Consider the following 15469-nt stretch of genomic DNA (forward strand, 5'->3'; position numbering starts at 1 on the left):
AATTTACAAAATTCATCGAGATAATAAATAGATATGCCTGCTAAAAAAATTCCTGCAAAGACGGTTGGCAAAACTCCAGCCAAGAAGGCCTCAAGCCTGAAGCCTGCCAATAAAGTAACCGCAAAAAAAAGTGATGCTGGCACACCACTATCGGTAGTGATTCGTCGACGTATTGAGGCTCAAAAATCACGCTTTCATGCAAATGACAATATTTCTAAATTTATTCAGCCTGGTGAGCTGGAGGGCTTGGTAAATGAAGTCGCCGAAAAGATGCAGGCTGTTTTAGAAAGCTTGGTAATCGATACCGAGAGTGATCATAATACCAAGAACACTAGCCAACGTGTGGCCAAAATGTTTGTTAAAGAAGTGTTTAATGGCCGCTATATCGAACAACCTACACTGACCAAGTTTCCGAATGTCAGTCGCTTGAATGAGTTGATGATCATTGGCCCAATTACTGTTCGTAGCGCTTGCTCTCATCACCTTTGTCCAATCATGGGTCGCATATGGATTGGTGTATTGCCAAGCAAAGAGTCTGCCTTGATTGGTTTGTCTAAATATTCGCGCCTAACTGAATGGGTTATGTGTCGTCCACAGATTCAGGAAGAAGCGGTAGTAGAGTTGGCCGATATGCTTGAGAGAAAAATTAAGCCGATTGGAGTTGCGATCGTGATGGATGCAGATCACTTCTGCATGCAATGGCGTGGTGTAAAAGATCGCGATTCCAAAATGGTCAATAGCGTGATGCGTGGCGCTTTTTTAAAAGACTCGAATTTGCGCAGAGAGTTTTTATCGCTCTTAGATAAAAGATGAGTGGTAAAGGATAAAAATTATTAATCACGGTAAAAAAATATAGGATTTAAACCAATTTCCTAGATTTTTTATAGTTAAGCGGTTTGATTTGCTCCATGGTTACTTCAGAAGCAATCTTTGTTCTATCTTACTCTTTGGCGTGCACGTGAAAAATAATCGTCGCTAATTTATGATTTTGCCCCTAGTTTATGTACCTTAGTTTTGATTGGTAAATACAATCTTAAACTATAGTTTCTGAAACGTATCCACAGGCCTCAACATTGGATTACAAGGAAAACGCTTCTTCCGTAGATGGTGTCAAATACGCAGGGTATGCTACTCCCTCAATACGATAACTTCGCTTTATATCAAGGCAAGATTGGTTCGGCCTCGGGTAGCTGCTCATTGATAGGTGCTAAGTAAGTTGCTGGTAAGGGCTGGTGCTCAGCTTACGCAAAGAAGGCTTAATACCCATCTCGCTTTAAGAGCTCAAATGGTCGCTCGTCAAAGCGGCCATTTTTAATGGCGTTACCTCTCAAAAATGGGATTAAATAGCTTTTGAACTTTCTTCGTGCCGTATACGGACAGATGATTGCTGTCTGAAAAGTAGCTTCCATTCTCATCTGCGAAGTTGCAGTGATCTAGGTCGCATAGCGCTTCGTGGGGCGCAATAAATCTGTTTTTTAGCTTCTTTGAGAAGGAACTTATCGTGGTCTTGAATTGTTCATCAAATGATGCTCTTGGAATTGAGGAGTTTTCAGTAACATTGCCGAACTTGATATTTCTGCTTGCTACTGATGCAAAATCAAAATTGGGTATAGCTATTGGACCTACTAAGTAAGTATATTTACCTGATTTGGACAAATTATCTAGGAGCATCATGATCGATTTTTCTCTATGGATAAAGCTGGGATCGTAGATTTTATTGCCCGATTCATCCACTAAGTCATTTGAGTACCAAGTCATTCCAAGTATTACGGTTTTGATATCCCTATCTTTTTCAATAGCTTGATAGTTAATTTGAGCCATCTTTAAACATTCTGTAGAGATATTCAGGTCGATTGTTGGTAAGCAATCATTGAGTGGGATGATTAGGCCTGCCTGATGGTTTGCAGTGAGAGATTCAATAACTGCTGGTGCATACATCTGAGCATGTGAATTGCCGAGAAGTGCTAATGAGGGAGTCTTTTTTGAGTCACCTATCAAGCAACTGCGGGATGCTCCATAAAGTCGATAGCTGGTTGGTGGGCAACGGTAGTTTGAATCAATTGCATTTGCAATAGAATTTGCAAGATCTGTATCCCTGTTTGGTAGACCCTTCAAGGCCAGCATCATTGCTGCATATGCGGCTAGAAGGATGTAGGTGATGAGAATTGCATATAGCTTCACTTTGGTGGAGATTTCATTCCGAAATGGATTTTCAATATATCTCCAGCTCAAATACGAAATAAGGATAGTGGCCAGTAATGCGCCCAGTAAAATATGCAAAGGTACACTATCCACATAGATGTATTTTAGAAAAACTAAAATTGGCCAATGCCACAGGTAGAGAGAGAAAGAGCATAGCCCAACAAGCTCCACTGGTTTTGTAATTAGGTAGCGAAGTAGGGGGGAATTGCTATTTAATTTGTTCCAAAGAATGAATCCTGTGCCAAGAGTTAATAGAGTTGCGCTTGGAATTTTAGATTCAGGGTCCATGAAATTAATAGCAATGAGCGCTAGTCCCGTGACGAATGTAAGGTTCAAGCGCGAAGAATTTGCTGTCTGAATGGTTGGCAGAACCGCAAAAAAACTACCAATGGAAAACTGCCAAATACGAGTTGGAAGCAAAAAGAATGCTGGATTTGAGCCGCCAATATTAGCGAGGTAAATATTCAAGCCATATGAACATATGGCAATTAGCAGCAGTGCTAATATCTTAAGAAGATTAGGGCGGATAAACCGAAATATGATGATTAAAATCGCCGGAAAAAGGAGGTAGAATTGTTCTTCTACACCCAACGACCACATATGCAGCAAAGGCTTTAATTCATCGCTTGTTGAGAAATACCCGCCTGTTCTCCAGAAGTAGATATTCGCAATATAGCTGAGTGTTGCTAGTAGACTCTTGGCATACCTTTGAAGGTCTGGTGCAAGCAAGATCCAGGTTGCCGCAATTGAGCTTGCAATGAGCATAGCCAGCATCGCTGGCAAGATTCTTTTGGCCCTCTTTAGGTAGAAGGAGGAAAAACAGAATTCACGGTTTGCCGCTTGCTTTTTGATTAAAAGGGTAATTAGATAACCAGAAATGACAAAAAATAAGTCAACCCCAAGATACCCGGACGGAAGTGCGTTGGGAAAAAAATGAAATCCGATGACCGCTGTTACAGCAAGCGCCCTTAGCCCATCAATTTCCCTTCGATGGTATGAAGCGTGTTGCTTGAGAGATTGACTATTCATTCTTTAATTTTAAGGCAGACCCTTATGCCCTATTCTGTATGCGTCGGCACAACCAATCTATGGGCTCATGATTGTCCTTGGAAATAATACCTACCACACAAAATTGAATTTTTGCCACTCTAGATCCTCTCAATTACTTTAATTATTTATGACAACTGCCCTTAAAAATTCATTGAGGCGCCTTTCTTTTTATCTTGGTGGAGATTGGCCCAATGTATAGAGGTTGGAGCGTTTCGGTCTGTATTTGGGGGGTATTTTTTAGAATTTTGTTAGTGATCACTATTGCTAATTACCTTGGCGGGCTTGCTTGGTGCAGTCTTGCTGGTGTTTGTCTTGCTTCACAGCCCAACGCTTCAACCCTGGGCTCTGATCGCGGTTAATGATTGCTTGGCATATTAATCTTCATCAAATAAATTAGATTCTCCGACCCATACCTTTGGCTGCAAGTCTATCTATTGCCGGTATTTTGCGTTGTGCTAGCAACACATCCACCGCCGCTGCAATAGCTTTAATTACTGTTTTGAGGGGCATTACTTATTATCGGGGTACCTTTCCCAGCCATGGTTGACCCCATTATGCTAGTCAGAGTGGTTGCTATTGATAGCAATTTAATTAACAAGAGTTACGCAAATCAGCCAAATTAAGTCTGATTGAGAAAATAAAGCCTATAAAATAAGGACTTATTTAAAATTACATAAAGACTTTAATTAAGCACCCATGACTTCTCAGTCATCTACTCGCACTTCAGTGCTGCCTGTCATTTTGTGTGGAGGCTCTGGCACTCGTCTTTGGCCGCTGTCTAGAACAGGCTTCCCGAAGCAATTTTTGGTGTTATCTGGCGATGATTCGGGTAGGAGTTTATTTCAGCAGGCAGTTCAGAGAATTAATTCAATGAGCTTTATTGATGGGTTGGAGTTGGGCCCCACCTTGATCGTTACTAATGAAGAACATCGTTTTTTGGCTCTAGATCAACTGCGAGAATTAAAAGAAATTCAAGCAAACTTGCTGCTTGAGCCTGCGGGGCGCAACACGGCACCAGCGCTTACATTAGCAGCATTTCATGCGCAAGAGTTTCTGGAGGGCTCCAGCCCCCCTTTTAATGATCCTATTTTAGTGGTAACTCCAGCAGATCAAACTATTAATAACCAGGCTAATTTTGTTAAGACTTTGCAGAGCTGTATTGCCACGGTTGAAGCTGACCAGTCGAACAAAACGATTACTATCTTGGGTATCACCCCATGCGCTCCGGAGACGGGCTATGGATATATCAAGCGTCAGGGCCATGCTGGTGTGAACGGTGAGTTTGAGGTGGAAAGGTTTGTCGAGAAGCCAGATGCAAAAACTGCTGAGACTTATTTAAAGGAGGGTGACTACCTCTGGAATAGTGGGATGTTTGTATTGCGAGCTAGTACCTGGCTAGCTGCATTGAAGGAATTTCGATCCGATATTTATATCGCTACAGAGAGTGCTTGGTGTGCGAGAGTGATGGATCTGGCTGGTGATGTTCCATTTATCAGGCCAGGGGCAGAAATTTTCAAGCTGATACCTAGTGAGTCAATTGACTATGCAGTAATTGAAGAGTGCTCAAGTCAAGTTGGGTCAAATCATTTTTCCATCAAGATGGTTGAGCTTGATGCGGGGTGGAGTGATCTAGGTAACTGGGATGCTGTATGGCAAGTTGGCAAGCAAGACAAAAATGCCAATGTCATTGCTGGCGACGTCATTTTGAATGATGTTAAGGAGTCTTTGATTTATTCGAGCAGTAGGCTGGTGAGTGCTCTTGGGGTTGAGGGTCTTATTATTGTTGAGACTGCAGATGCGGTTTTAGTTGCCGATAGAAAAAGTAATCAAGCCTTAAAGTCTGTGGTTGGGCTATTGCAATCTCAGCAGCGAGAAGAGAAAAATTTACATAGAAAAGTTGCAAGGCCTTGGGGCTGGTATGACAGTATTGATCAGGGTGATCGCTTCAAAGTAAAGAGAATTCAAGTAAATCCTGGAGCAAGTCTATCCCTTCAGAAGCATGAACATCGGGCCGAACATTGGGTTGTTGTGAATGGTGTAGCGGAAGTTACTAATGGTGATAAGTTGATTACTTTGACTGAAAATCAAAGTACTTACATTCCCCCGGGGCAAATCCATCGCTTAGCTAATCGGAGTAATGAGCCTTTGGAAATTATTGAGGTGCAATCTGGCGCTTATTTGGGTGAAGATGATATTTTTCGCTTTGAAGATATTTATGGGCGAAGTTAATTCAGTAAGGGTGAATTGGTTTTAACAATAAATATAAATATATGAAAAATAAGCAAAAAGTAGCATTGATTACAGGTATTACTGGCCAAGATGGATCCTACTTGGCTGAGTTTCTATTAGAAAAAGGTTATCTTGTTCACGGTATTAAGCGTCGCGCATCTTCTTTCAATACTCAGCGCGTTGATCATCTATACCAAGACCCACATATTAGCCATCGTCACTTTGTACTGCATTATGGAGACCTAACCGATTCAAGTAATTTAACGCGAATTATTCAACAAACGCAGCCGGATGAAATATACAACCTAGGCGCTCAAAGTCATGTCGCTGTATCTTTCGAGTCACCTGAATATACAGCTGATGTTGACGCTATTGGCCCCTTACGAATCTTAGAAGCGATCCGCATACTTGGTCTAGAGAAGAAAACTCGTTTTTACCAAGCTTCAACTTCTGAGCTTTATGGCTTAGTTCAGGAGATTCCACAAAAGGAAACAACCCCTTTTTATCCAAGAAGTCCTTATGCTGTTGCTAAGTTATATGCCTATTGGATAACCGTGAACTATCGTGAAGCTTATGGAATATTTGCCTGTAACGGGATTCTCTTTAACCATGAGTCAAAGCGGAGAGGAGAGACTTTTGTTACCCGTAAAATCACTCGCGGTTTAGCTAACATTGCGCAAGGTATAGAGCAATGTCTCTTTATGGGGAATATGGATGCGCTTCGAGATTGGGGTCATGCCAAAGATTATGTACGCATGCAATGGCTGATGCTTCAGCAAGATACACCAGATGATTTTGTGATTGCAACTGGTGTTCAATTTACTGTTCGTGAATTTATTACTCTTAGCGCTAAGCAACTAGGCATTACTATCCAATTCGAAGGTTCTGCAGAGCAAGAGCAGGGCCTAGTTTTGGCTATTGAGGGCACTTGCGCTCCTGCACTTAAGGTCGGTGATGTTATTGTGAAAATTGATCCACGTTACTATCGTCCGACAGAGGTAGAGACTCTTCTGGGCGATCCAAGTAAAGCTAAAGAGAGACTGGGATGGACACCAGACATCACGCTAGATCAAATGATTGAGGAGATGGTGGCAAATGACCTTGATCAAGCAAAACAGCTTGCCCTGTTGAAAAAGTACGGTTATGAAATAAATGTTGGTAAAGAAAATTAATTCATTTTTCGAGAGCAAATGGGTTGTGAGTATAGATCTAAATCAAAAAATATATGTAGCCGGCCATAGAGGGATGGTTGGCTCAGCTATTGTGCGAGAGTTAATTAAAAGAGGGTTTCAAAATATTGTGACCCGCACTCATGAGGAGTTGGATCTTACTAATCAGCTCGCCGTACAATTATTTTTTGAAAAGGAAAGGCCAGATCAGGTTTATTTAGCGGCCGCCAAGGTAGGGGGCATTTATGCCAATAATACATTTCCAGCAGAATTCATCTATCAAAACTTGATGATGGAGTCAAATGTGATTCATCAGGCTTTTGCTCACGGCGTTAAAAAGTTGTTGTTCTTAGGTTCAAGCTGCATCTATCCCAAGCTTGCTCCGCAACCCATGAGCGAGGCTGCCTTATTAACTGGGAAGCTTGAACCAACGAATGAGCCTTATGCGATTGCTAAGATAGCCGGCATTAAGCTTTGTGAAAGCTATAACCGTCAATATGGTCCATCGCATGGCGTAGACTATCGTTCCGTGATGCCAACTAATTTATATGGACCTGGGGACAATTACCATCCAGAAAATAGTCATGTGATACCCGCATTGATTAGAAGATTTCATGAGGCGAAAATGAGCAATTTGCCAGAAGTGGTGATATGGGGTACGGGGGAGCCGAGAAGAGAATTTTTGTATGTCGAAGATATGGCAAGTGCCTCAGTATTTGTGATGGGACTTGGAAAAGATGTCTGCAGCCAATATACCGAATCAATGCAAAGTCACATTAATGTTGGATCTGGAGTAGATATCGCCATTTCTCAATTGGCAGAATCAATTGCAGTGATAACGGGGTATAAAGGGATAATTAGGTATGATCCTTCGAAGCCTGACGGCACCTCTAGAAAATTACTAAACGTTGATTTGATAAATAGACTGGGATGGAGTTCTCTAGTTTCTCTAGAAAAGGGACTTTCATTGGCGTATAAAGATTTTGTACAGACATACGATTTGTTTATACAAGAAAACAGAGGTAGTTAATTTTTATATGAAAATGAAATCGCGCATCATTGCTCAAATGCTGCCTGGCCTTTGGCCTCATATAACTCTTCAGCGTAGATTGCAATTAATGATTCTGTTACTGCTAATGCTACTCACATCAATAATAGAGGTTGTAGGAATCGGTGCTTTAATGCCATTCTTAGCAATCCTCTCATCGCCAGATACTGTTACTAAATCCCCGGTTATTGTTGAGATTCTTGGGTACCTCAACATAAAGTCAAAAGTTGACTTGCTTTTTCTTCTCACACTAACTTTTTTGTTGGCTACTCTCCTATCTGGTTTGATGCGCGTTCTGCTGATTTGGGTGAGCAGCAAGACAGCTTTTGAAATTGGTGCTGATATTTGCGACAAATTGTTTTTAAATTCTCTCCAGCAATCTTACATATTTCACTTGAGCACAAATAGTAGTAATTTAATAAGCACAATATCAAGCGAAACAAATTTGGTGATCTACAACGTTATCATACCTATACTTACCTTAGCAACCTCCTGTTTTTTATTGGTCTTCATATCGTGCGCAATGATATTTATCAATCCGTTTGTTGCTCTTAATGCTGTTATTGGGTTTGGAGTGATTTATATTTTCGTTGGACTGTTGGCAAGAAGTCGCCTGAAAAAAAATGGAGAAATAATTTCTAAAAATTCAGCTCATTGTATTAAAGCTTTACAGGAAGGTCTTGGGGGAGTAAGAGATGTACTGGTTGGTGGAACTCAAAATACATTCGTAAAAATTTTTCAAACTGCCGACTATAAGCTACGTAGAGCTCAAGGGATAAATTTATTTATTGCACAAAGTCCTAGGTATATTACAGAGACTCTAGGCATGACTTTGGTGATTTTGTTGGCCTATATATTAGCCATAAAATCAGATGAGATTGATGATGGGATCATACCAACGTTAGGTTTTTTGGCATTGGCTGCTCAACGATTATTGCCTGCACTGCAACAGGGTTACGTAGCCTGGACTAATTTGGTTGCTAGTGCTGACCCCCTTCATAAGGTGGTCAACTTGCTTAATGCCAATATTAATAAAAGTTGTGATATTCATCCACCAGCGCTTTTACCATTCACAAATTTAATTGAATTAAAAAATGTGAGCTTTACATATCCACAACAGAAAAGTTCAGCCATAAGCAATATTAGTCTTTCCATTAATAAAGGAGAAAGAGTCGGCTTTATTGGTAGCTCAGGGAGCGGCAAGAGCACTTTAATGGATATTATTCTTGGTTTATTGGAGCCAACTAGTGGCGGAATATATATCGATGGAGTTTTGGTTAATGAGGTCTCTCGCGGCGGGTGGCAATTAAATGTAGCGAATGTCTCTCAGTCAATATATCTATCAGATAGCTCTATTGAAGAAAATATTGCTTTTGGATTTCCGGTAGAGAAAATTGATCGTAATCAAGTTTATGCGGCTGCGCATGCTGCCCACCTATCTTCAGTAATTGAAGCGCTGCCGCAAAAATATCTCACCCCTGTAGGTGAGCGCGGTGTACGATTCTCGGGGGGGGCAACGTCAACGAATAGGCATAGCTCGAGCCTTATATAAAAAGGCCAAGGTAATTATATTTGATGAGGCTACTAGCTCTCTGGATATGAAAACGGAATTAGCTATAGTTGAATCTATAGAAGCGCTCAATCCTGACATAACAGTATTGATAATCGCGCATCGGACTTCTACGTTAAGAAATTGCTCTCGAATCATTGAATTAAGTAACGGTGTTATTGCCAGAGTTGGGCAGTATCAAGATATGATTAACTCTTAAGTAAATTATTAAGGCAAAATAAAATATGCTGGAAGGCTCCTCAATCCTCATAACTGGTGGCACCGGATCACTTGGGCATACCTTTATTCCATTGACGCTAAAAAAATATAATCCTCGCCGGATGGTTATATTTTCGCGGGATGAGATGAAGCAATGGGAGATGGCTAAGTTATTTAAAAATGATGCACGTGTTAGGTTTTTTATAGGTGACGTGAGGGATAAGGATCGATTGTCAAGGGCATTGCATGGTATCGATTTCGTTGTTCATGCTGCTGCAACAAAAATTGTTCCGACTGCAGAGTACAATCCGTTTGAATGTGTTAAGACAAATGTTTTTGGGGCAATGAACTTGATTGATGCTTGCATTGATCAAGGGGTGAAAAAAGTTGTTGCTTTATCTACGGATAAAGCCAGTAGCCCCGCTAATTTGTATGGTGCTACAAAGCTCACTTCAGATAAATTATTTATATCCGGGAATTCGTATTCAGGCATCAATCAGACAAAATTCTCCGTTGTGAGATATGGAAATGTAATGGGTTCTAGGGGGTCTGTGATCCCGTTTTTTTTATCGCAAAAATTCCTTCCTTTGCCTATAACTGATAGACGAATGACGCGATTTATGATTACCCTTGAGCAGGGGGTAGACTTAATTTGGCATGCTTTCAAGGATATGCATGGTGGTGAAATATATGTAAAAAAAATTCCATCAATGGGTATTTGCGATATTGCTGAAGCGGTATCGCCAGGAGGGGAAATTCAGATTGTTGGTATTAGGCCTGGAGAAAAACTGCATGAGCAGATGATTGGTGTTGAGGATGCTCCTTATACCTATGAGTATCCTGGTCACTACAAAATACTTCCTGCAATAAATGGCTGGAATGAAGATCCCTTAAGGATTAATAATGGAACTCGCGTGGATGATGGTTTTATTTACAGCTCCGACACTAACTCTGAATGGATGAAGGTGGAGAGTCTGCGTGAGTGGATCAATAATAATCAGTGCAAGATTGGAAAAATTTGATGATTCCCTATGGAATGCATTCAATTAGCATTGAGGATGTTCAGTCTGTAGTTGATGTATTGACATCAAGTTTTTTAACCCAAGGGCCAGTTGTCCCCAAGTTTGAAGAGGCAGTAGCAGAATATACAGGAGCTAAATTCTCTATAGCCACTAATAGCGCTACTTCTGCTCTTCACATTGCCTGTATGGCGCTAGGTCTGGGTCCGTCGGATAGTTTGTGGACAACCCCAATTAGCTTTGTAGCTAGTGCAAATTGTGGATTATATTGCGGTGCAAATGTTGACTTTGTTGATATCGACCCAAGAACATACAACATAAGCGTGGATGCACTCTCAAAAAAATTACACGAGGCTAAAATTAACAATAACCTCCCCAAAATTGTTGTAGCTGTCCACCTTGCTGGGCGGTCCTGTGATATGGAGAGAATTAAAGAATTAAGTCAACTTTATAAGTTTTATGTAATAGAAGATGCTTCGCACGCAATTGGAGGGCTGTACAAGAATCAGCCAATAGGAAGCTGTCTTTATAGTGATATTACAATCTTTAGTTTCCATCCGGTAAAAATTATTACTACAGCAGAGGGTGGAATGGCTGTGACCAATTCTTTGGATTTATCAAAGAAAATGAATTTAATTAGAAGTCATGGCATTACAAGAGATGGCTCAGAGATGCTATATGAAGCAGATGGCCCTTGGTACTATGAACAAATTGAGCTCGGGTACAACTATAGACTGAGCGATGTTCATGCGGCTCTTGGGCTGAGCCAGTTATCTCGAATCGAGCAATTTGTAGAAAAACGGCACAATATTGCAAGTTTTTATAATAAAAGCTTGGCAGATTTACCTATATTGCTACCTACTCAAGATCAAAGATCTTATTCAAGTTATCACTTATATATTATTAGACTGAAACTAGCAGATCTAAATTGCTCTCATCAGGAAATTTTTCAGTCACTCAGACTGGCTGGAATAGGCGTGAATTTACATTACATTCCAATTTATCGACACCCGTTTTATCGTCAATTTGGTTATGATTTTCAGAGCTTTCCGCAATCAGAAAAATATTATGCTGAGGCTATTAGTTTGCCAATATTTCCAGACATATCAGACGCAGAACTTCAGTATGTCGTTGAAACTATCAAAAATTTAATTAAATAGCTGGGAGCTTGGATGTCTGACATCGTAAAAATTGGATCGAAAGTTATTGGTGATAAGTCACCATGTTTTATTGTTTTTGAGGCTGGGCCTACCCACAGTGGCCTTGATTCCGCGAAGAGGCTAATTCAATATGCCTGTCAAGCTGGTGCAGATGCTGTCAAATTTCAGATTTTTAATCCAGATCGGTTGGTTTCAAACAGGCAGCAAATGTATTCTTATGAAATCTTGAGCAACAAGGAAACTGGAGAAACTGAGACAATTTCTGAACCCCTGTACGACATATTCGTGCGAAGACATTTGGCCGATAGCCAATGGATTGAGTTGAAAACATATGCTGACAGTCTTGGGCTGGCATTTTTTGCTACCGTTGGTGACGAAGAGGGTTTGAATTTGGTGACTAACATGAAGTGTCAGTCAATCAAGATTGCATCTGCTGATGTGAACCACCACCCATTTTTAAAAATGGTTGCTAAAACTGGACTCTGCATCCAATTGGATACAGGCAATTCAACATTGGGGGAGATAGAGGCGGCTGTTGATTTGATACGTAAAGAAGGTGGCCATAATAATATGGTTATCCATAATTGCCCTACTGGTTACCCTGCACATCTTGAAAGTATTAATCTGCGAATGATCCCGCTACTTAAACAAGCATTCGGTTGCCCAACTGCATATTCTGACCATTCAGTTGGCTGGGAAATGGATATAGCAGCTCTTTCATTAGGGGCTAATCTAATTGAAAAAACAATAACAGAGGACCGCAGCACAAGGAGTGTAGAGCACATAATGTCACTAGAGCCTCATGAAATGAGGGATTTTGTGATTAAAGTCAGAGAAGTTGAAATTGCTCTTGGTTCATCTCGTAGAATATTGACTGCAGAGCATCTAAACTCAAGAAAAAGTATTCGTCGAAGTGTGGTTTTGAATCAAGATGTATCTAAGGGTCAAAAGCTAGGCGATGTAAAGGTGCAGTTTAAGAGGCCTGGATTTGGACTGCCTCCCGATCAATATGAAGTTATGTGTGATTATGTATTTAACTCAAATTACAAGACAGGGCAGATCATTCATGCTCATGATCTTGCACCCCTCGAAAAATTTGAGTAAATATGAAAATCGCAATTCTGGATTATGGAATGGGCAATCTACAGTCGGTATCAAATGCTATTTTTAAAATTGGATTTGAGGCCGTAGTAATTCAAGACCCTGAAATAATAAATTTGTATGATGGGTTAATTCTTCCTGGAGTTGGAGCATTCCCACAGGCAATTCAAAAAATTAAAGAAGCGTCGCTTGATGACGCAATGCTAGGCTTCATTAAGTCAGGTAGACCTTTGCTAGGAATTTGTCTTGGAATGCAATTAATGTGCAATTATTCAGATGAGGGTGGAAAAAATAAAGGTTTGGAATGGTTTGATGCTGACATTTTGCATTTCCCGAAATCTGATTCTCTGAACATACCTCACATGGGATGGAATACTCTGAAAACATCAAGCTCTCACAAAATTTTCACAGGCGTTGAAAAAGATCTTGATGTTTATTTTCTTCATAGTTACTTTGCAAGACCGAATAAAAAGTCTGAGGTTCTAGCTACAACAGTCCATGGGGTAGAGTTTGCCAGTATGCTTGCAAGAGATAATTTATGCGCAATGCAATTTCACCCAGAAAAGAGTCATCATGTAGGCCTGCAACTAATTAAAAATTTTTTCATGGGTGGATCGTGTTAAAAAAAAGATTAATTGCAGTGATCGTTGTTCGTAATGGACAAGTTGTGCAAAGTGTTAAATTTAAGCACACAAATGTTATTCATTATGATGTTTTGCATGCAGTCGAAACTTTTAATGATTGGGATATAGATGAAATCGTTATCCTAAATGTATCTAAAAATCCTGAAACAAAATTAGACTTTCTAAGAGTGGTCGAAAAAATATCTAAATCTTGCTTTGTGCCTCTATCCGTTGGGGGTTGGATTGCCCATCTTGATTATGCAAGTGATTTACTAAGATCCGGTGCTGATAAGTTAGTTTTGAATACTGCTTTTTTTGAAAATCAAGATTTGGTTCGATTGTTGAGTGAAAAGTATGGTGCCCAGTGCATAGTTGCCTCCATGGACGTTAAGCGCGATTTAAGTGGGCAAAGTACAGTGTGGGTTGATCGAGCGCGATTAAATACGAGTATTGAGCCATTAGAATGGGTTCAGAATGCGATAAAAATTGGCGCAGGGGAAATTTTTTTTAACTCTATAGATCATGATGGCGCACGGAATGGCTATGATCTTGAAAGTTTAAATAAAATTTGCAAATCTTCATCGGTCCCCGTGGTTGCTTTTGGTGGGGTCTTTACATGGGAGCACTTGCTTGAGGGCTTAAGTGCGGGGGCCGATGCTGTAGCTGCTGCGAATATATTTCATTACACCGAGCAAAGTACAAAAAAAGCTAAATCCTATTTGATGGAAAAAGGTGTAAAAATAAGAGCAAGCGGCACATTTAAATCAATTAGCTGAGGGGTTTCCATGGAGTACTGTACACGATGTTTATATCCATTAAATGCAAGACCAACAATCATTTTTGATGAGGAGGATGGTGTATGTAGCGGTTGCCGTTACCATGAAAGTCGTGAGAGCTCTCTAGCCAATATAGATTGGGATGAAAGAGAAAAAATGTTCTCCAAGATCTGCGAGGAGGCCAAAAAAATGGCCAAAGAAAGGGGTAATTCTCACGACTGTATTGTCCCTGTAAGTGGCGGCAAAGATTCTCAATATCAAGTCTGGTTACTTAAAGAAAAATATGGAATGAATCCGTTGCTGGTAACTTTTAATCACACTTTCAATACACCCGTTGGAAATAAAAATCTTATAACTATGATTTCAAAATCTGGTTGTGATCACATTAGATATACGGCTGGGTTAGATTCTGTTAGAAAATTAACCAGACTAATGTTTGATAGAGTTGGTGACATAACCTGGCACTTTCATGCTGGAATTCAAACGCTACCTTTTAGAGTGGCTGTAGAAAAAAATATACCGTTAATTGTTTGGGGTGAGCATGGATTTGCTGAGCTAACAGGGCTTGTAACTCTTGAAGACTTTGTGGAGCATACAAAGTGGAAGCGAAAAGAGCACGATATGAGAGGATTTGAGGCGGAAGATTTGCTCGGGCAAAATAATCTTAAATATGCAGATATTGCTCCCTACATCTACCCAAGTGATGCGGAAATCGCCAAGACAGGTGTTCGTGGAATCTACATAAGTAATTTTTTTAAATGGAATGCCAAAGAGCACGGTGAGCTGATGATGAAGGAGTGGGGATTTTCTCCCATCACCTATGAGAGGGATAGGACATTCAACTTATATTCAAAGATCGAGGATCATGCAAATGATGTGCATGATTATTTGAAGTATCTTAAATTTGGGTACGGAAGAGCAACTGACGATGCATCAAGCGAAATTAGGCATGGAAGAATGACTCGTGAGGAAGGTTTGGAGCAAGTTCGCAAATATGATTCTAGAATTCCTCGAACTCTTGAATTCTATTGTGATTTTATGGGGCTAACCATTGAGGAATTCTACAAGCGAGTAGGCCCAATGAGAGATAAATCAATATGGGAACAGGATTCCTCTGGCAACTGGCATGTTAAAGATGCTGTTTTTTTGCATGAAATTGGTAAAAAGGAAGAATCAGTAAGGGTGAAGGAATCATCGGATAGAGTGTTTTCAGGTAAGAATAAAAATTTGTACTTTAATCAAGCAAATAAACCAGAATCAACGCTAAACCCAATTCTTGATACTTTTCCAACTGTCCCCGAAGTATTTTAATTAAGAATGCAAG

At 40.3% G+C, this 15469-nt stretch carries 13 protein-coding genes; 12 read left to right on the forward strand and 1 reads right to left on the reverse strand.

The features are described from left to right. Positions 1 to 33 precede the first annotated feature (33 nt). A complete protein-coding gene (locus FD975_RS01560; protein ID WP_215302534.1) occupies positions 34 to 813 on the forward strand; it encodes a GTP cyclohydrolase I in 780 nt (259 codons plus the stop codon). 507 nt (positions 814 to 1320) lie between these two features. Here FD975_RS01560 and FD975_RS01565 read toward each other — a convergent pair. Next, complete coding sequence (locus FD975_RS01565) at positions 1321 to 3231, reverse strand: acyltransferase family protein (RefSeq protein ID WP_215302535.1); 1911 nt, start codon at positions 3229 to 3231, stop codon at positions 1321 to 1323. A 717-nt stretch (positions 3232 to 3948) separates the two neighbouring features. Here FD975_RS01565 and FD975_RS01570 point away from each other — a divergent pair. From FD975_RS01570 to FD975_RS01615, 11 genes are read left to right on the forward strand one after another with little or no spacing between them, the layout of a single operon-like run. Next, on the forward strand, positions 3949 to 5481 hold the full coding sequence (locus tag FD975_RS01570) for a mannose-1-phosphate guanylyltransferase/mannose-6-phosphate isomerase (RefSeq protein ID WP_215302536.1): 1533 nt from the start codon (positions 3949 to 3951) through the stop codon (positions 5479 to 5481). A gap of 41 nt (positions 5482 to 5522) precedes the next feature. After that, positions 5523 to 6653: a GDP-mannose 4,6-dehydratase gene (gmd, locus tag FD975_RS01575; RefSeq protein ID WP_215302537.1), complete on the forward strand. Its 1131-nt coding sequence runs from the start codon at positions 5523 to 5525 to the stop codon at positions 6651 to 6653. After that, on the forward strand, positions 6634 to 7680 hold the full coding sequence (locus FD975_RS01580) for a GDP-L-fucose synthase (protein WP_215302538.1): 1047 nt from the start codon (positions 6634 to 6636) through the stop codon (positions 7678 to 7680). The genes gmd and FD975_RS01580 overlap by 20 nt, the downstream gene beginning before the upstream one ends. A 7-nt stretch (positions 7681 to 7687) precedes the next feature. Then, positions 7688 to 9250 carry an ABC transporter ATP-binding protein gene (locus FD975_RS01585; protein WP_215302539.1) on the forward strand — a complete coding sequence of 521 codons (1563 nt, stop codon included), beginning with the start codon at positions 7688 to 7690 and terminating at the stop codon, positions 9248 to 9250. Next, on the forward strand, positions 9192 to 9467 hold the full coding sequence (locus tag FD975_RS10515; protein WP_371743384.1) for an ATP-binding cassette domain-containing protein: 276 nt from the start codon (positions 9192 to 9194) through the stop codon (positions 9465 to 9467). The genes FD975_RS01585 and FD975_RS10515 overlap by 59 nt, the downstream gene beginning before the upstream one ends. A gap of 25 nt (positions 9468 to 9492) precedes the next feature. Next, a complete protein-coding gene (gene pseB, locus FD975_RS01590; protein WP_215302540.1) occupies positions 9493 to 10488 on the forward strand; it encodes a UDP-N-acetylglucosamine 4,6-dehydratase (inverting) in 996 nt (331 codons plus the stop codon). Further along, entirely contained in the window at positions 10467 to 11645 is a 1179-nt protein-coding gene (gene pseC, locus FD975_RS01595) for a UDP-4-amino-4,6-dideoxy-N-acetyl-beta-L-altrosamine transaminase (protein WP_371743385.1), read from the forward strand. The genes pseB and pseC overlap by 22 nt, the downstream gene beginning before the upstream one ends. A 12-nt stretch (positions 11646 to 11657) precedes the next feature. Continuing rightward, entirely contained in the window at positions 11658 to 12749 is a 1092-nt protein-coding gene (locus FD975_RS01600; protein WP_215302541.1) for an N-acetylneuraminate synthase family protein, read from the forward strand. A gap of 2 nt (positions 12750 to 12751) precedes the next feature. Beyond that, positions 12752 to 13369 carry an imidazole glycerol phosphate synthase subunit HisH gene (gene hisH / locus FD975_RS01605; RefSeq protein ID WP_215302542.1) on the forward strand — a complete coding sequence of 206 codons (618 nt, stop codon included), beginning with the start codon at positions 12752 to 12754 and terminating at the stop codon, positions 13367 to 13369. After that, positions 13363 to 14145 carry an imidazole glycerol phosphate synthase subunit HisF gene (gene hisF, locus FD975_RS01610; RefSeq protein ID WP_215302543.1) on the forward strand — a complete coding sequence of 261 codons (783 nt, stop codon included), beginning with the start codon at positions 13363 to 13365 and terminating at the stop codon, positions 14143 to 14145. Before hisH ends, hisF begins: the two co-directional genes overlap by 7 nt. Before the next feature lie 9 nt (positions 14146 to 14154). Further along, positions 14155 to 15456, forward strand: coding sequence for an N-acetyl sugar amidotransferase (locus FD975_RS01615; protein WP_215302544.1), 1302 nt, complete (start codon positions 14155 to 14157; stop codon positions 15454 to 15456). Positions 15457 to 15469 lie beyond the last annotated feature (13 nt).

The sequence above is a fragment of the Polynucleobacter sp. AP-Jannik-300A-C4 genome, assembly GCF_018688335.1.
Lineage (GTDB): Bacteria > Pseudomonadota > Gammaproteobacteria > Burkholderiales > Burkholderiaceae > Polynucleobacter.